Raw genomic sequence first — 16230 nt, 5'->3', positions numbered from 1 at the left:
CCCGTGCTGACCGTCGACTTCTCCCGCTTTCCGCTCGCCCCGGGCGACCGCGTGCTCGACCTGGGCTGCGGCGCAGGCCGGCACGCGTTCGAGTGCTACCGGCGCGGTGCGCAGGTCGTGGCACTGGACCAGAACGCCGAGGAGATCCGCGAGGTCGCCAAGTGGTTCGCCGCGATGAAGGAGGCGGGCGAGGCACCGGAGGGCGCCACCGCCACCGCAATGGAGGGCGACGCGCTCAATCTGCCGTTCCCCGACGAGTCCTTCGACGTCGTGATCATCTCCGAGGTGATGGAGCACATCCCCGACGACAAGGGCGTGCTCGCCGAGATGGTCCGCGTGCTGCGCCCCGGCGGCCGCATCGCCGTCACCGTGCCGCGCTACGGCCCGGAGAAGGTCTGCTGGGCGCTCAGCGACGCGTACCACGAGGTCGAGGGCGGCCACATCCGCATCTACAAGGCGGACGAACTGCTCGCGAAGATCCGCGAAGCCGGCCTCAAGCCGTACGGCACGCACCACGCGCACGCGCTGCACTCGCCGTACTGGTGGCTCAAGTGCGCCTTCGGAGTGGGCAGGGACGGTGAGGACGCAGCGCTGCCGGTGCGGGCGTACCACAAGCTGCTGGTCTGGGACATCATGAAGAAGCCGCTCGCGACCCGGCTCGCGGAGCAGCTCCTCAACCCGGTCGTCGGCAAGAGCTTCGTGGCGTACGCGACCAAGCCGCACTCCCCCTCGCTTCGCGGCGGGTACACCCAGCCCAGGGCCGACGCGTGACGATTCCCGGACGCACCGACCACCTCGTCCTGCCCGGGGTCCTGACCGCCGAGCAGGCGGCCGAGACGGTCGCGGGCATCCTCGCCGCGCAGCGCGAGGACGGCGCGATCCCCTGGTTCCGGGGCCACCACCTCGACCCGTGGGACCACACCGAGGCCGCGATGGCACTGGACGCGGCGGGCGAGCACGAGGCGGCGGCCCGCGCCTACGCGTGGCTGGCCCGCCACCAGAACGACGACGGTTCCTGGTACGCCGCCTACCACGACGGCGACGCGGACGCCGTGACCGACCACGGCCGCGAGTCCAACTTCTGCGCGTACATCGCGGTCGGCGTCTGGCACCACTACCTGGCCACGGGCGACGAGGCGTTCCTCGACCGGATGTGGCCGGTCGTGTTCGCGGCGGTCGAGTTCGTGCTCGGGCTCCAGCAGCCCGGCGGCCAGATCGGCTGGAAGCGGGAGCCCGACGGCACGGCGGTGAACGACGCGCTGCTGACCGGCAGTTCGTCGATCCACCACGCGCTGCGGTGCGCGCTCGCGATCGCGGAGGAACGGGAGGACCCCCAGCCGGACTGGGAACTCGCGGCGGGCGCGCTGGCCCACGCGATCCGTCACCACCCCGAGCGCTTCCTCGACAAGGACCGCTACTCGATGGACTGGTACTACCCCGTCCTCGGCGGCGCGGTCACGGGCCCGGAGGCCAAGTCCCGCATCGAGTCCCGCTGGGACGACTTCGTGGTCCCGGACATGGGCGTGCGCTGCGTGCTGCCGAACCCGTGGGTCACGGGCGGCGAGAGCTGCGAACTGGCCCTGGCGCTCTGGGTGATGGGCGAGTCCGACCGCGCCCTGGAGATCCTCCAGTCCATCCAGCACCTGCGCGCCGACGACGGCATGTACTGGACGGGCTACGTCTTCGAGGGCGACCGCGCGGTGTGGCCGGAAGAACGGACCACCTGGACGGCGGGCTCCCTGCTGCTGGCGGTCGCGGCGCTGGGGGGCGACGAGGCGACGACGGCGGTGTTCGGGGGGGAGCGGTTGCCGAGGGGGTTGGCGGGGGAGTGCTGCGGTTTGCTGTGACCGGGGGCTCCGCCCCCGCGCCCCCGCGCCTCAAACGCCGGCGGGGCTGGTTTTTCAGCCCGTCCGGCGTTTGAGGACACCGGGCGGAGCGCGGTACCGGGTCCGGGCGGAGCCCGGTTACGGGAAGGGGCGGGTGGGAACAGCGCGCGCAGCGTCTCCCTACCGCTTGCGCAACTGCCCCGCCACCCCGTGCCCCACGAACAGGTACACCACCGCCGCCAGCCCATAGCCCGCCACCACCCTCGCCCACTCCTTGTCGAAGGTGAACAGGTCGTGCGACCAGCCGGCCAGCCACCGTGCCGCCCCGCGGACGAACTCCACGAGGTCGTTCGCGCGGTTGGCCTCCAGCAGGTACATCAGGATCCACAGGCCGATCACGAAGGCCATGACGTCAGCGACGACGACAACGATCCGCGCCGCCACCGCGGTGTTTCTCGCGTGTGTTGTCATGACCAGCATGTTGCCGCTTGTGCGTGCGTGAAACCCGTTCGGGCCAACCCCGATGGCATCGGGCCCTCCCGCGGGAGACGGTCGTAGCCAGTCCGCCTGGAGGTCAGCCGTGCCCGTACAGACCACCCCGACCACCCCGATACGCCGCCTGCTCGTCAGCGTGCTCCTGTCCTGCGCGCTGCTCACCGGCGCCGTCGCCTGCGGTGGCGACGACGACACGACGGGCGCCGCGGCGACGCACACGAACTCGGCGTCGGCCGAGAAGCAGAAGTTCGCCAAGACCCGGTTCGTCGCCAACGCCGGCCTCGCCGCCGGCGCGACGTACCAGTGGATCGTGAAGCCCTACCGCGAGGGCAAGTTCAAGAAGGGCGCGGACGGCCGCACGTTCGCCCTCGTCAAGGCCGGTCTCGCCGGCACCTTCGCGTACAACCGGCTCAAGGCCGCCGGCGAGAACGCCAAGGGGGACCCCCTCCTCTCCAAGGCCGTCGCACCGCTCACCGCCGGCATCGACAAGCTCAAGGACCTCGGCACCAAGCTCCGCAAGGGCGAGGCCGGCGAGGGCGACATCGCGTCGTTCGAGTCCGTCATCAAGGACGTCAAGGAGGCGGGCAGGAGCGCGGGCGCACCGGTCACCGACAAGGTCCCGTCGGTCTCCCAACTGGGCGGCTAGTTACGCGTTCAGCTCCGCGAGCACCCGTAGCGTGTGCGGGTCGGGCGCCGTCACCAGCAGGTCCGTCACCGGCCCCTTGCGCCACAACTCCAGTCGCTCCGCGATCCGTTCGCGTGGCCCGATGAGCGAGATCTCGTCCGCGAAGGCGTCCGGCACCGCCAGCACCGCCTCCTCGCGTCGCCCCGCCAGGAACAACTCCTGTACTCGGCGCGCCTCCTCCTCGAAGCCCATCCGGCCCATCAGGTCCGCGTGGAAGTTGCGGGCCGCGTGCCCCATGCCGCCGATGTAGAAGCCGAGCATCGCCTTCACGGGCAGCAGCCCCTCGGCGACGTCGTCGCAGACGCGGGCCCGGGCCATCGGCGCGACGACGAAGCCTTCGGGCAGAGCGGCCAGCGAGGCCGCGTAGACGTCCGTCCGCAGCGGCGACCAGTACAGCGGCAGCCACCCGTCGGCGATACGGGTCGTCTGCGCGATGTTCTTCGGCCCCTCCGCGCCCAGCAGCACCGGCAGGTCCGCCCGCAGCGGATGCGTGATCGGCTTCAGGGCCTTGCCGGTGCCGGTGCCGTCCGCGCCCGCGTACGGATGGGAGTGGAACCGCCCCGCGAGCTCCACGGGCCCTTCGCGGGCGAGGACTTGGCGCACGACGTCCACGTACTCACGCGTCGCGGTCAGCGGGCTCGCCGGGAACGGGCGCCCGTACCAGCCCTCCACCACCTGCGGCCCCGACAGGCCGAGCCCCAGCATCATCCGCCCGCCGGACAGGTGGTCGAGGGTCAGCGCGTGCATCGCCGTCGCCGTCGGGGTGCGCGCGGCCATCTGCGCGACGGCCGTTCCCAGCCGGATACGGGAGGTGTGCGCGGCGATCCAGGTCAGCGCCGTGAACGCGTCCGACCCCCACGCCTCGGCCGTCCACACCGAGTCGTAGCCGAGCCGCTCGGCCTCACGGGCCAGGTCGAGATGGGCGGGGTCGGGGCCGCGGCCCCAGTAGCCGAGGGCGAGTCCGAGTCGCATGTGCGCCGCCTCCCACTGCTTGCTGACGGAGCGTCATGTCATTGACGGTGCGTCAGAGTACGGCAGCGGCCCCCCGCCCGGAAGGGCGAGGGGCCGTTGAAGGCGTGCGCGACTCAGCCGCGCTGGATGCCGGAGGTGTCCTGCAGGACGCCGCGACGGCCGTCCTGCGTCTGGGCCACCAGGCCCTGACCGCGCTGTTCGACCGCGAGGTACCAGGTGCCGGGCGCGAGCTCGGCGATCGGGGTCGGCGAACCGTCCTCGCCGTACAGCGGACGGGCCACCGGCACGGCGAACCAGAACGGCGTGAAGTCGGCGGGCGCGCCGCCAGTCTGCGGCCCGGCCGGAGCCGGCTGCGGCTGACCGGCCTGCGGCTGGCCGCCGTACGGCTGCGGCTGACCGGGCTGCGCACCGTAGGGCTGCTGCTGGGCGCCCGGGTAGCCGTAGCCCCCGGGGACGCCGGGCTGCGCGCCGTACGGCTGCGGGGCCTGGGGCCTCGGAGCGCTGATGAGAGCGGCCTGGAGGGCCGGGACGAGCGGAGTGGCGAACGCGGCGGCGACCAGCAGCAGGGCCGCGATCAGGCCGAGGATGAGTGCGCTGCCCGCCTCTTCGGCCTCGAACATCCACATGAGGATGACCCAGGCCGAAGCGGCGGTGAGGGTGAGACCGAGCTGTCCGAGGTCCAGGCCCGCGACCTTCCGGGGCTGGGGCAGCGCGCGATTGACCACGATCAGTGCTGCGCCGACCACGCCGGGGAAGTAGCCGCCCCAGCCCATCGGCGAGAACTCCCAGGTGTTCGGGACAGCGTCGCAGACGGAGCCGGAGCAGTCGCTCGTGTTGAGGAACGAGGCGATGAACAGCAAGACCGCTGCTCCGATCACCACGCCATCGCCTCGGGTCAGAGAGCGGATGTTCACGTAAAAGTCCTTCGTAGGTCGTCTCATCGGGGCGGTCGTCGCTGCCGCCTGGTCGGGCGGGTACACGGACGCGGAGCTCGGGGGTGACTCCCCATCGTAGAGGCGAATCTATCGTCCACCGGTTCCGGCCGTCCTCCCGGTATCGCAGTTGTCCGGGTCACTGCCCGAGGTAACTGCCGATCCCCTCCGCCATTCCCCGGGCCGCCTTCTGGCGCCAGGTCGGGCTGGTCAGCAGAGCGGCGTCCTCGGGATCACGCATATTGCCGCATTCGATGAACACCTTGGGAACGGTGGACAGGTTGAGCCCGCCGAGATCCTTGCGCACATCCAGTCCCGTGCCGCCTCCCACATAGTTGGAAGGCGCGCTTCCGGTCGCCCGCAGGAAGTGTCCCGCGATGCGTTCGCCCAGGTCACGGGAGGGGCCGACGATCTCCGACGTGTCCGCGGCACCGCCCTTGACGAGCGCGGGCAGGATTACATGGAATCCGCGGTTACCGGTCGCCGATCCGTCCGCGTGCACGGAGATCACGGCGTCGGCCTTCGCTTCGTTGCCGAATCGTGCCCGTTCGTCGATGCACGGACCGAACGGGCGGTCGTTCTCGTGGGTGAATTCGACCCGTGCGCCCTGCTTTTCGAGCAACGTGCGAAGACGTCGTGAAACATCGAGGGTGAAATCGGCCTCGCGGTATCCACCGACGGTCGCCGTGCCCGTGGTGTCGCATTCCTTGCGGTTCGTTCCGATGTTCACGAGCTGGTTGATCTCGCTCGCGTGCCGGAAGTTGCCGGGGTTGTGCCCGGGGTCGACGACGACCACCTTCCCGGCCAGCGGCCCCTTGCCCCCGGGCCGCTCGGGAGCCGGGGAGCGCGTGGCCGACGTGGTGGGGGAGAGGGAGGGGGAGGGAGAGGAGACCGGGCCCTCGTCACCGGGCTTGCCCGCGGCCTCCCCGGCGGACGCCGGCGCCGAGGCGGCAGCGGGTCCGGGGGCGGCGCTCCCGCCCGTTCCCTGCCAGATCAGCCACCCGGCGAGGCCCACGGGCACGAGAGCGGCGACAGCGACGAGACCGCGCCGGGAGCGGCGCGGTCCGGTGGGGGGATGCTGGTTCTCGTCGTACGACACGCCCGCGATGCTAGCCGGGCCGCCCGCCGGAATCAGATCCCCGCGCCCGTGCGGCGCAGCACCCGCAGCGACTTCGTCACCGCCACCTCGGTGAACGCGCCCGACTCCAGCGCCCGCAGGTACACGCGGTACGGCGCCTGCCCGGTGAATTCGTCCACCGGGTCCGGGAACACGTCGTGAATCACCAGCAGGCCCCCGTCCGCGACGTGCGGCGCCCAGCCCTCGTAGTCGTTCGTCGCGTGCTCGTCCGTGTGCCCGCCGTCGACGAAGACCAGGCCGACCTTGCCGCCCCACACCCTCGCCACCTGCGGCGACCGGCCGACGATCGCGACCACGTGGTCCTCCAGGCCCGCCCGGTGCAGCGTGCGGCGAAAGGTGGGCAGCGTGTCCATCAGCCCGACCTCCGGGTCCACCACCTCCGGGTCGTGGTAGTCCCAGCCCGGCTGCTGCTCCTCGCTGCCCCGGTGGTGGTCCACGGTCACCGCCACCGTCCCGGCCTCGCGGGCCGCATCCGCCAGCAGGATCGTCGAACGCCCGCAGTACGTCCCCACTTCCAGCAGCGGCAGCCCGAGCGCCCCCGCCTCCACGGCGGCCGCGTACAGGGCGAGACCCTCGTCCACGGGCATGAAGCCCTTGGCGGCCTCGAAGGCGGCGAGGATCTCCGGCTTGGGGATGGCGGGCGGCATGCGGTCCTCCGGGAGGGTGTGCAGATCGGAGGCCATCGTGCCTTACGGGCGGGTAACGCCCGCAGGGCGGGCGGATCACGTGATTCACGTCACCTGCGCGTCGCCGCACAACTACGCTGGGCTACATGTTCTCCATGCGCAACCTCGACCCGAGTGCGTCGCCATTGGACTACTACGGCGCCGAACTACGCCGTCGGCGAGAGGCGTCGGGCATGAACCAGGCGCAGTTGGGCTCGTGCATCTTCGTCACGGGCTCGCTGGTCGGCCAGATCGAGACGGCGAAGAAGGTCCCCACCCGGGACTTCAGCGAACGGGTGGACGCGGCGCTGGGCACGGACGGGATGTTCTCCCGGCTGGTGGGCCTGGTGCTGCGCAGCCAACTGCCGAGCTGGTTCCAGGCGTACGCCGAGATGGAGGCGAAGGCGGCGTACATCTCGACGTATCAGGCGCAGTTGGTGTACGGGCTGCTGCAGACGGAGGCGTACGCGCGGGCGGTACTGGGCGTCAGGTCGGAGGAGAACCTCGACGCCAGGGTGGCGGCCCGGATGGAGCGGCAGCGCATCCTGGACCGGGAGACGCCCCCGCTGATGTGGGTGGTGTTGAGCGAATCCGTGCTGCACCAGGAGATCGGCGGCCGCGAGGTCATGCGCAACCAACTCGCCCACCTGTTGGAGCTGCGCGGGCGGGAATGGGTGAAGGTGCAGGTGCTGCCCTTCGAGGCCGGCGCGCATTCGGGGCTGATGGGATCGTTCACTCTCCTGCGTTTCGAGGGCGACCCGGACCTCGTCTACACCGAGGACTTCGTCCAGGGCCATATGACGGCCAATCCGGCAGCTATCAGGGAGGGTTCGCTCCGTTACGATCACTTGCAGGCCGCCGCGCTCTCCGTGGACGATTCGGCGGCACTGATCGCCCGCGTAATGGAGGAACGGTATGGACACCATCCAGGGCCTGACGGACGCGCGGTGGCGTAAGTCCTCGTACAGCGGCGACACCGGCGGGCAGTGCATCGAGTGCGCCCCCCTCGGCACCGCCGCCTGGCGCAAGTCCTCGTACAGCGGCGACACCGGCGGGGAGTGCGTCGAGGTCGCCGACCTCGCCCCCCACATCGCCGTACGCGACTCCAAGAACCCCGACGGTCCCGTCCTCACCCTCACCCCCGCCGCCTTCGCGGCGTTCGTCGCCGCGGCGGGCGGCAGCCGGCTCTGACGTGTCTGAGCCTGCGTCTCCGCGCGGGGCTCCGCCCGGAGACCTAGGACCAAGGGCGAGGTGACACGTACGCCGCTGTCCGGATGAACGGACCGTAGTGTGCCTGCGACCATGACATGCATGGTCCAAGCCCGTTCGCACACACAGACGTCCGTCCAGTCGTCCGCCGCCGCCCGGTCGGCACGCACCTGGGCGGTGATCCTCGCCGCGTGCGCCGGGCAGTTCCTGGTCGTGCTCGACGTCTCCGTGGTCAACGTCGCGCTGCCGTCGATGCGGGCCGACCTGGGGCTGAGCGCCACCGGGCTGCAGTGGGTGCTCAACGCGTACTCGATCGCCTTCGCCGGGTTCATGCTCCTCGGCGGCCGCGCGGCCGACATCTTCGGCCGCAAGCGGATGTTCCTCGTCGGGCTCGGGCTGTTCACGGCCGCGTCGCTGGCGGGCGGGCTCGCGCAGGAGGGCTGGCAGCTGCTCGCCGCGCGCGCCGTGCAGGGTCTCGGCGCGGCCGTCCTCGCCCCGGCGACGCTCACGCTCGTCACGGCGGCCGTCCCGCCCGGCCCCGCCCGTACGCGGGCCATCGGCACCTGGTCGGCCGTCGGGGCGGCGGGCGGCGCGGCCGGCGGCCTCGTCGGCGGCGTCCTCACCGACCTGCTCTCCTGGCGCTGGGTCCTTCTGATCAACGTGCCCGTCGGTGTGCTGGTCCTGGCCTGCGCGCTGGCGTGGCTGAGCGAGAGCCGCGTCGGCGAGGGCCGCCGCCTCGACCTGCCGGGCGCCGTCCTGGTCACGGGCGGACTCGCGGCCGTCGCGTACGGCATCGTGCAGACCGAGGAGACGGGCTGGGCCGCGAGCGGGACGCTGCTGCCCCTGCTCGGCGGACTCGCTCTGCTGGGCCTGTTCGTGGCCGTGGAGGCGCGCACGGCCGCACCCCTGATGCCGCTGAAGGTCTTCCGCTCGCGGGCCGTGTCGGCGGCGAACGTGGCGATGACGGTCACCGGTTCGGTGTCGTTCGCCATGTGGTTCTTCATGACTGTCTACGCGCAGAACGTCCTCGGCTATTCGCCGCTGAAGGCCGGACTCGCTCTGATCCCCAGCTCGTTGAGCGTTGTCATCGGCTCCAAGCTCGCCCCGCGCCTGATGGTCCGCGCCGGTGCGCGCAACGTCGCGGTCCTCGGTGCGCTGATCGCGGCCACCGGCTTCGGCTGGCAGTCGACGATGGGGACGGACGGCACGTACCTGACGGCCATCGCGCTGCCGGGCGTGCTGATGATGACCGGCATCGGTCTCGTCGCGACGCCGCTCGCCTCCCTCGCCACCTCGGGCGCGGCGCCAGGCGACGCCGGTCTGGTCTCCGGCCTCGTCAACACCTCACGCACCATGGGCGGCGCGCTCGGCCTCGCGATCCTCTCCACCGCCGCGGCCTCCCGCACCGGCGGCGCGACCACGCCCGAGGCGCTGACGTCCGGCTACGCGCTGGCCTTCCACACGGGCACCGGGGTGCTGCTGGGCGCCGCGGTCCTGATGCTGCTGTGGCTGCCGCGTCCGGAGCGGGACTCCTGAGGGCTGTCCCGCATCCGGTTCCTTCCCGCAGGGAAGCACCGCTGACCGACGTCAGGAACCGGTCGACTTCAGGCACGAGGCGAGCCCGTCCAGGAGCCGGTCCACGTCGTCGGTGGTGTTGTAGGGCGCCAGTCCCACCCGGAGCGCCGGGTCGGTCAACTCCGTGAGCCGCCCCGGCCCGCGCCCCCCGATCATCGACGACCTGGTCTTGTCCGATCGCTTACGCGAGAGCCCCTGGCTCATGGATCGGGCTGCCCGCCGTCGTCGCGGAGGGCGGACAGCTCCGCGCCCGCGGCCAGGGCCGGGTCGATCACCGTCTCGCCGGTCAGCGCCCGGCGGATCGCCTGTGCCAGGTCCTCCACCGGCCCGTCCTTCACCAGGAGTCCGGCCGCCCCGGCCTCCAGGACCCCGCGCAGGAGCCCGGGCCGGCCGAACGTCGTGAGGATCAGCACCCGGCAGTCCGGCACCTCCTTGCGCAGCGCCGCCGCCGCGTCGAGACCGCTGAGGCCGGGCAGTTCGCTGTCGAGCAGCGCCACGTCGGGCCGCCGGGTCAGCGCCGCGTCCACGATCTCGTCACCGCGGCCCACCTGGGCCACCACCTCGATGTCGTCCTCCATGCCGAGGAGCAGGGCGAGCGCGCCGCGCGTCGTGCCCCGGTCCTCGGCGATGAGCACCCGTACGGACTTGGCGGGTCTGTGGTCCCGCGGCATCTCGTCCACGGTGTCAAGGGTATGACCGGCCGTCCCGGCCCGCCTGTCGTGGCCCCCCCGCGCCCCCGGGGGCCACGACGGGCCGGGTCCGGCGAGCCAGCTATCTGACATGTCGTCAGGCGTCTTCCCAATGCCCAGGGGCTGCGTTATACATAGGGCCATCGGCCTAGAACGCGTTCTAGAACGGTCTGGGCCCTGTCCGGGCGACCTCGGTGCGGCCGACGGTGCGGACGGCCGTGCCGAGGTCTTCGAATCCCCCGAGGAGCAGCAGCCCCATGCCCATTGACCCCGCCAGGGCCCTCGCCGCCGAACCCCGCTCGGCCACGATCCACTGGGACCACAAGGACATCCAGCTCTACCACCTCGGCATCGGGGCGGGCATCCCGGCCACCGACCCCGACGAACTGCGCTACACCCTCGAATCCCGGCTCCACGTCCTGCCGAGCTTCGCCACCGTCGCGGGCATGGGCGTCGTCGGCGGGCTGTCCGCGCCCGGCATCGACGTCGACCTCGCCGCCGTCCTGCACGGCGGCCAGCGCATCGCCCTGCACCGCCCCGTCCCCGTACGCGGCACGGCGACCTCCACCTCGCGCGTCGCCGCCGTGTACGACAAGGGCAAGGCGGCGGTCCTCGTCCTGCGCACCGCGGCGGCCGACGACGACGGGCCGCTGTGGACCAGCGACGCCCAGCTCTTCGTGCGCGGCGAGGGCGGCTTCGGCGGCGAACGCGGCCCCTCCGGGCGCCTCGACGTCCCCGACCGCGCACCCGACCGGACCGTCGAACGCGTGATCCGCGAGGACCAGGCGCTTCTCTACCGGCTCTCCGGCGACTGGAACCCGCTGCACGCCGACCCCGAGTTCGCCAAGCTCGCCGGCTTCGAGCGGCCCATCCTGCACGGGCTGTGCACGTACGGCATGACACTCAAGGCCGTCGTCGACACGCTCCTGGGCGGCGATGTCACCCGCGTCCGCGCGTACGGCACCCGCTTCGCCGGAGTCGTATTCCCCGGCGAGACCCTCCGAATCCGGATGTGGCGGCGCGACGGTGGCATTCAGGCGTCGGTGACGGCGGTGGAGCGGGACGACGCCCCGGTACTCGCGGACACCGTCGTCGAACACTCGTGATCTTCCGAAGGGATCCGCCATGCGCGCAGCCGTACTGCACGAGATCAGTCAGGACAAACTCGAAGTCCTCGACGACGTCGAGGCGGTGGGCTTCGGCCCCGGCAAGGTGAGGATCCGCGTCCGGGCGACCGGGCTGTGCCACTCGGACGTCTCCGCGATGAGCGGCGTCCTGCCGCAGCCCGCTCCCTTCATCCCCGGCCACGAGGGCGCGGGCGAAATCGTCGAGACGGGGGAGGGGGTGACCGGCCTGGCGGCGGGCGACCGCGTCCTGCTGTGCTGGCTGCCCGCGTGCGGAACCTGCCCGTCCTGCCGGCGCGGGCAGCCGCACCTGTGCCTGGCGGGATTCATGAACGCGGGCACGCCCAACTTCACCCGCCCCGGCGGCGACGTCTTCGGTTTCGCCGGCACCGGCACGTTCGCCGAGGAGGTCGTCGTCGGCGCGGGCTGCGCCGTGCCCATACCCGACGACGTGCCCTTCGACATCGCCGCGCTCATCGGCTGCGGCGTCACGACCGGGCTCGGCGCCGCGGTCAACACCGCCCAGGTACAGGCCGGTTCGTCCGTGGCCGTCATCGGCTGCGGCGGCGTCGGCATCTCCGCGATCCAGGGCGCCCGGCTCCAGGGCGCGGCCGAGATCGTCGCGGTCGACCCGGTGGCCTCCCGGCGCGAGGCGGCCCTGCGGTTCGGCGCGACCGACGCCGTACCCCCCGACGGACTCGCCGACGCCAAGCAGCGGATCACCGCGGGGGAGGGCTTCGACTACGTCTTCGAGGTCGTCGGCAAGTCCGCCACCGCCCGCACCGCGTACGAGACGACCCGGCGCGGCGGCACGCTCTGCGTCGTCGGCGCGGGTGCCATGGACGACGTCCTCCAGCTCAACATGTTCGAGCTGTTCTTCGACGAGAAGCGGATCCTGCCGTCCCTGTACGGGGGCGGCGACGTACTGCGCTCCTACGAGCGCGCCATCGCGCTGTGGCGGGCCGGCCGGATCGACCTGGAGTCGCTGATCACCCACCGGGTGCCGCTCGCCGGGATCAACGACGCCCTGGCGCAGATGCGCAGCGGCGAGGCCCTGCGCACCTGCATCGAGATCTGAGGGGGCCGCGATGACTCTCCCTCTGGCCGGCCTCACGGCCGTCGTCACCGGCGCGGGCCGTGGCCTCGGCCGCGCGGAGGCGCACGAACTGGCGCGGCTCGGCGCGGCCGTCGTCGTCAACGACTACGGGCAGCCGGGGCGCGACGGCAGCGGCGACGCGTCGGCCGCACCCGCGGAGTCGGTCGCCGCCGAGATCCGCGCGGCGGGCGGCCGGGCGGTCGGCCACCTCGGCGACGTAGCCGACTTCGACACGGCCCGCGGGCTGATCGACCTGGCCGTGGCGGAGTTCGGCAGGCTCGACATCCTCGTGAACAACGCGGGCATCCTGCGCGACCGCATGATCTTCTCGATGAGCGAGAGCGAATGGGACTCGGTCGTCCGCGTCCACCTGAAGGGCCACTTCGCCACGACCCGCTTCGCCTCGGAACACTGGCGCGCACGCGCCAAGGCGACGGGCGTGCCGGTGTACGGCCGGATCGTCAACACCTCGTCGGAGGCGTTCCTGGCGGGCTCGGCGGGCCAGCCCAACTACGCGGCGGCCAAGGGCGGGATCGTCGGCCTGACGACGTCGTCGGCGCAGGCGCTGGCGAAGTACGGGGTCACGGTGAACGCTATCTGCCCGCGGGCGAGGACCCGCATGACGGCGGACGTCTTCGGCGCCCCGCCGCCGGGCACGTCCGACCCCCTCTCCCCGGAACACGTGGCCCCCCTGGTGGGCTACCTCGCGTCCCCACCGGCGTCGGTGGTCACCGGCCAGGTGCTGGTGGTGCACGGGGGGATGGTGGCGGTGATGGAACGCCCGAGGGTGGCGGCGAAGTTCGACACGTCGAAGGACGTGTTCACGTACGAGGAACTGGAGTCGCTGCTGACCCCCCACTTCGGCGAGGAGTCCTTCGCGGCACGCGAGGTGCTTGCGCTGAGGAGGGGGTAGGGGAGCGCCCTGCGCGCGGCGCGCTCGTTGGGGCTCTGCCCCAGTTACGGGAAAGGGCGGGGTGGGGAAACCCCACCCCGCCCACGCCATCAGGCGCCCCCGCCCTCCGGCGGCCTCGGGCGCCGGTGCCGGCCGTGCGCCGGCGCCGCCCCGTCCTCCGCCGTGGCCGCCCCACCACGGTGCCTCCCCGCGCCGCCGCCGGCGCCGCCCCGCACCGCGTCCGCCGGCTGCGGGCGCTCGTGGGCCGTGTCGGTTCGGACTTCAGACATGTGAGAACTTCACCCCGTTGCGATCGCTGATGCACTGTCACAGGGCCCCGGCAGCATGCTCCTTACCCCGTCACCGTCGGCGCACGGGCGGTGCGGCTGAGTAGCCCCGGCCGCAGAGTCTAACCACGGGTCGCACGGTCGGTGAGGGGTGCCTGCTGCAAGGGAACCGGCTTGCACATCACAGGACTCTCCGGTGCCCCGCACGGTTGCCCACCTGCGGATTCCGCTTGTGCCGGTCCGGTGACCGGGCCTCCGCCGCGGCTCCGCACGCCCTTCGCATCCGGCAGGACGAAGGTTTCTGCACACCCGGTCGCCGCCCCGTCCGCCGGTGCCTCCATCCGCATCACGCCGCACGGCACCTCCCCTGTCTCGTACGGCAGTCGCAGCACCCCGTCCCTGCTCCACGTCCCCGCCCCCGCCAGCCATCCCTGGGGTGCCGCCAGTTGGTGGAGGCGGCGGCCCGCGGGGCGCCAGACGCCCAGCCGGCTGCCGGCCGCCCCGTCGATCCGCAGCGCCACCGCGCAGCTCTCCGGCGTCAGGACCTGCCCCGGCTGCACGGCGAACGGCGTCACCAGCGCGTCCGGAAGCCGCAGGCTCTCGGGGAACCGCACCGGCCGCAGGCTGCCGAGCACGCCCCAGCCGAGCCGGTCCTGCCCTTCGCCCGGCGCGTTCGAGCGGATCAGCAGCAGGCCGCTGTCGGCGTCCGCGAGCAGCAGCCGGTCGTCGCTGTCGTCCGTGATCTCCAGCAGCGGCGTCACCTCGCCGCCGCGCGCGAGATCCACCGCCACCGTCTTGACCGGCCCGCCGGACTGCTGCCGGTCGAGGGCCAGCAGCCGGCCCGTACGGTCGAGCCATGCGCCGCCCGAGCAGCGGCCGGGCACGTCCGCGATGTGCTCGGGGCCGAACGCCCCGCCGGCCACGAGCCAGACGCCCGTCGACGTCTCGCCCGGCGTCAGGGCATAGGCGCACACTCCGTCGGGTGAGGGCGGCAGCAGGGTGGACTCCTCGGCGGAGAGGGCGCCGAGGGTCAGTTCGCCGGTCCCCGGGCCGGTCGGGTACAGCAGCGAAAAGGCGCGCCGCTCGCCGGTCCGGCGGCTGATCAGCACCCGTCCGTCGGTCAGTGGCAGCACCTCCGCGTCGCGTTCCTCGGGCTGGTCGAGCGGCAGCGGGACGGCGTACGGCTCGGGGCCGTCGAGCGTCCAGCGCTCCGGGAACAGCGCCTCGCCGGATCCGGCGAGCCGGGCCGCGTACGTACCGTCCGCAGTGATCGTGAGCCGCGTACGCGCCACCGCCTCGTCCTGCGCGGCGGTCTCGATGGCACAGGCAGTCATCGATACGTCACCTCCGGCCACCGAAGCTAGGTATCGCACTTCCTGCCGAACAACACGAGACACGTCACTTCACACATAAGGGTGGCCATGCCCGGATTTGCCTGAGGCGGAGGGGGTGGTTGTGCTCGGTACCGGGGGTGCCTTTAAGGTAAGGCACCCCTAAGTTCGTCCCCAGGAGTCCTCATGTCGCTACGCCGCCGCGGCGCCGCCGCAGCCGTCGCTCTCACCGCCGTCCTGTCCCTCGCCGCCTGCGGTGCCGAAGGGGGCGCGGACGACTCCGGGAAGGCGAAGGACACCGGAAGCCAGGGCGACAAGGGCGGCAAGAAGTCCGTCGCCCAGGGCGGCGACGACTTCTCCGACGCCGCGCAGAAGACGGCGGCCATGGGCACGGACGCGAAGCCCGGCCAGTTCCCGCGCACCATCACCCACGCCCTCGGCACCACGGAACTGAAGTCCGCGCCGAAGCGGGTCGTCGTGCTCGACGTCGGCGAGCTCGACAACGTCGCCTCCCTCGGCGTCAAGCCGGTCGGCTACGCCCCCACCGAGGGCGACGACGGCATCCCCGGCTACCTGAAGAAGGCGGCCGGCAGCCCCAAGAGCGTCGGCACGATCAACAGCCTCAACCTCGAGGCCGTCGCCGCGCTCAAGCCGGACCTGATCCTCGGCAGCCAGCTGCGCGCGGCCGACAAGTACGACGAGCTCTCCAAGATCGCCCCGACGGTCTTCTCCATCCGCCCCGGCTTCACGTGGAAGGAGAACTACCTCCTCAACGCCGCCGCGCTCGACAAGACGGCCGAGGCGAAGACGCAGCTCGCCGCGTACGAGAAGAAGGCGAAGCAGCTCGGCACGGACATCGGCGACAAGAAGCCGACCGTCACGATGCTGCGCTACATGCCCGGCAAGATCCGCCTGTACGCGCAGGCGTCCTTCATCGGCACGATCCTGCGCGACGCCGGCGTCCCGCGCCCCGCGAACCAGCAGATCGACGACCTGGCCGTCGAGATCAGCCCGGAGAAGATGGACCAGGCCGACGCCGACTGGATCTTCACCGGTGTCTACGGCGACCCGGCCAAGACCCAGCGCGACACCGCCCGCTCCAACCCGCTGTGGAAGAACCTCAAGGCGGTCAAGGCCGGCCAGGCGAAGGACGTCCCGGACGAGACCTGGTACCTCGGCCTCGGCGTGACGGCCGCGAACGAGGTCCTGGACGACCTGCGCGGCTTCCTCGTCAAGTAGCCCTCCGGCGCGGCACCCCCAGGGGTGCCGCGCCCCAGTGGTCGCGCCCGCGCCGGCCGGACGTCGCGGGCGCAG

At 72.2% G+C, this 16230-nt stretch carries 17 protein-coding genes and 1 pseudogene; 10 read left to right on the top strand and 8 right to left on the bottom strand.

Going from position 1 to position 16230, the window contains the following annotated elements; genetic code table 11:
- Positions 1-3 precede the first annotated feature (3 nt).
- Entirely contained in the window at positions 4-771 is a 768-nt protein-coding gene (locus tag ACF08N_RS14465) for a class I SAM-dependent methyltransferase (RefSeq protein WP_392324919.1), read from the top strand.
- On the top strand, positions 768-1847 hold the full coding sequence (locus ACF08N_RS14460; protein WP_392324918.1) for a prenyltransferase: 1080 nt from the start codon (positions 768-770) through the stop codon (positions 1845-1847). Before ACF08N_RS14465 ends, ACF08N_RS14460 begins: the two co-directional genes overlap by 4 nt.
- A gap of 159 nt (positions 1848-2006) precedes the next feature.
- Here ACF08N_RS14460 and ACF08N_RS14455 read toward each other — a convergent pair whose 3' ends face one another.
- On the bottom strand, positions 2007-2297 hold the full coding sequence (locus tag ACF08N_RS14455) for a hypothetical protein (protein WP_392324917.1): 291 nt from the start codon (positions 2295-2297) through the stop codon (positions 2007-2009).
- A gap of 109 nt (positions 2298-2406) precedes the next feature.
- Here ACF08N_RS14455 and ACF08N_RS14450 point away from each other — a divergent pair, with 109 nt between their 5' ends.
- Positions 2407-2967, top strand: coding sequence for a hypothetical protein (locus ACF08N_RS14450; protein ID WP_392324916.1), 561 nt, complete (start codon positions 2407-2409; stop codon positions 2965-2967).
- Here ACF08N_RS14450 and ACF08N_RS14445 read toward each other — a convergent pair whose 3' ends face one another.
- From ACF08N_RS14445 to ACF08N_RS14430, 4 genes are all read right to left on the bottom strand, one after another.
- Positions 2968-3978 (bottom strand): LLM class F420-dependent oxidoreductase, encoded by a 1011-nt coding sequence (locus ACF08N_RS14445; protein WP_392324915.1) that lies wholly within the window; start codon positions 3976-3978, stop codon positions 2968-2970. It lies immediately after the preceding gene.
- Positions 3979-4091: 113 nt separating this feature from the next.
- Positions 4092-4892: a hypothetical protein gene (locus tag ACF08N_RS14440; protein WP_392324914.1), complete on the bottom strand. Its 801-nt coding sequence runs from the start codon at positions 4890-4892 to the stop codon at positions 4092-4094.
- 157 nt (positions 4893-5049) lie between these two features.
- Positions 5050-6009, bottom strand: a complete 960-nt coding sequence (locus ACF08N_RS14435) for an N-acetylmuramoyl-L-alanine amidase (RefSeq protein ID WP_392324913.1) — start codon at positions 6007-6009, stop codon at positions 5050-5052.
- 32 nt (positions 6010-6041) lie between these two features.
- Positions 6042-6695 carry a class I SAM-dependent methyltransferase gene (locus ACF08N_RS14430; RefSeq protein WP_392325058.1) on the bottom strand — a complete coding sequence of 218 codons (654 nt, stop codon included), beginning with the start codon at positions 6693-6695 and terminating at the stop codon, positions 6042-6044.
- A 125-nt stretch (positions 6696-6820) separates the two neighbouring features.
- On the opposite strand from ACF08N_RS14430, the gene ACF08N_RS14425 reads away from it, so the two are divergent.
- The 3 genes from ACF08N_RS14425 to ACF08N_RS14415 all read left to right on the top strand — a co-directional run bounded on the left by ACF08N_RS14425 (position 6821) and on the right by ACF08N_RS14415 (position 9458).
- Positions 6821-7669 carry a helix-turn-helix domain-containing protein gene (locus ACF08N_RS14425; RefSeq protein ID WP_392324912.1) on the top strand — a complete coding sequence of 283 codons (849 nt, stop codon included), beginning with the start codon at positions 6821-6823 and terminating at the stop codon, positions 7667-7669.
- Positions 7629-7904, top strand: a complete 276-nt coding sequence (locus ACF08N_RS14420; RefSeq protein ID WP_392324911.1) for a DUF397 domain-containing protein — start codon at positions 7629-7631, stop codon at positions 7902-7904. Before ACF08N_RS14425 ends, ACF08N_RS14420 begins: the two co-directional genes overlap by 41 nt.
- Positions 7905-8024: 120 nt before the next feature.
- Positions 8025-9458: an MFS transporter gene (locus tag ACF08N_RS14415; protein WP_392324910.1), complete on the top strand. Its 1434-nt coding sequence runs from the start codon at positions 8025-8027 to the stop codon at positions 9456-9458.
- A gap of 51 nt (positions 9459-9509) precedes the next feature.
- On the opposite strand, the gene ACF08N_RS14410 is transcribed toward ACF08N_RS14415, so the two are convergent.
- Both ACF08N_RS14410 and ACF08N_RS14405 read right to left on the bottom strand, forming a co-directional pair.
- On the bottom strand, positions 9510-9653 hold the full coding sequence (locus ACF08N_RS14410) for a hypothetical protein (protein ID WP_392324909.1): 144 nt from the start codon (positions 9651-9653) through the stop codon (positions 9510-9512).
- An 89-nt stretch (positions 9654-9742) separates the two neighbouring features.
- Positions 9743-10168 (bottom strand): annotated as a pseudogene (locus ACF08N_RS14405) (response regulator); the annotation flags it as partial.
- Positions 10169-10443: 275 nt separating this feature from the next.
- Between ACF08N_RS14405 and ACF08N_RS14400 the strand changes: the two are divergent.
- The 3 genes from ACF08N_RS14400 to ACF08N_RS14390 are packed head-to-tail and all read left to right on the top strand — an operon-like array spanning position 10444 to position 13319.
- Entirely contained in the window at positions 10444-11292 is an 849-nt protein-coding gene (locus ACF08N_RS14400; protein ID WP_392324908.1) for a MaoC/PaaZ C-terminal domain-containing protein, read from the top strand.
- Between the two features lie 19 nt (positions 11293-11311).
- Complete coding sequence (locus ACF08N_RS14395) at positions 11312-12388, top strand: Zn-dependent alcohol dehydrogenase (RefSeq protein ID WP_392324907.1); 1077 nt, start codon at positions 11312-11314, stop codon at positions 12386-12388.
- Positions 12389-12398: 10 nt separating this feature from the next.
- Positions 12399-13319, top strand: coding sequence for a 3-oxoacyl-ACP reductase (locus tag ACF08N_RS14390; protein WP_392324906.1), 921 nt, complete (start codon positions 12399-12401; stop codon positions 13317-13319).
- 388 nt (positions 13320-13707) lie between these two features.
- Here the strand turns inward: ACF08N_RS14390 and ACF08N_RS14385 are convergent, their stop codons facing one another.
- Positions 13708-14919: a hypothetical protein gene (locus ACF08N_RS14385; protein ID WP_392324905.1), complete on the bottom strand. Its 1212-nt coding sequence runs from the start codon at positions 14917-14919 to the stop codon at positions 13708-13710.
- Between the two features lie 183 nt (positions 14920-15102).
- Between ACF08N_RS14385 and ACF08N_RS14380 the strand changes: the two genes are divergently transcribed.
- Positions 15103-16155, top strand: coding sequence for an ABC transporter substrate-binding protein (locus ACF08N_RS14380; protein WP_392324904.1), 1053 nt, complete (start codon positions 15103-15105; stop codon positions 16153-16155).
- Positions 16156-16230 lie beyond the last annotated feature (75 nt).

The sequence above is a fragment of the Streptomyces sp. NPDC015127 genome (assembly GCF_043080095.1).
GTDB lineage: Bacteria > Actinomycetota > Actinomycetes > Streptomycetales > Streptomycetaceae > Streptomyces.
This window is presented reverse-complemented; position numbering and strand designations above follow the sequence as displayed.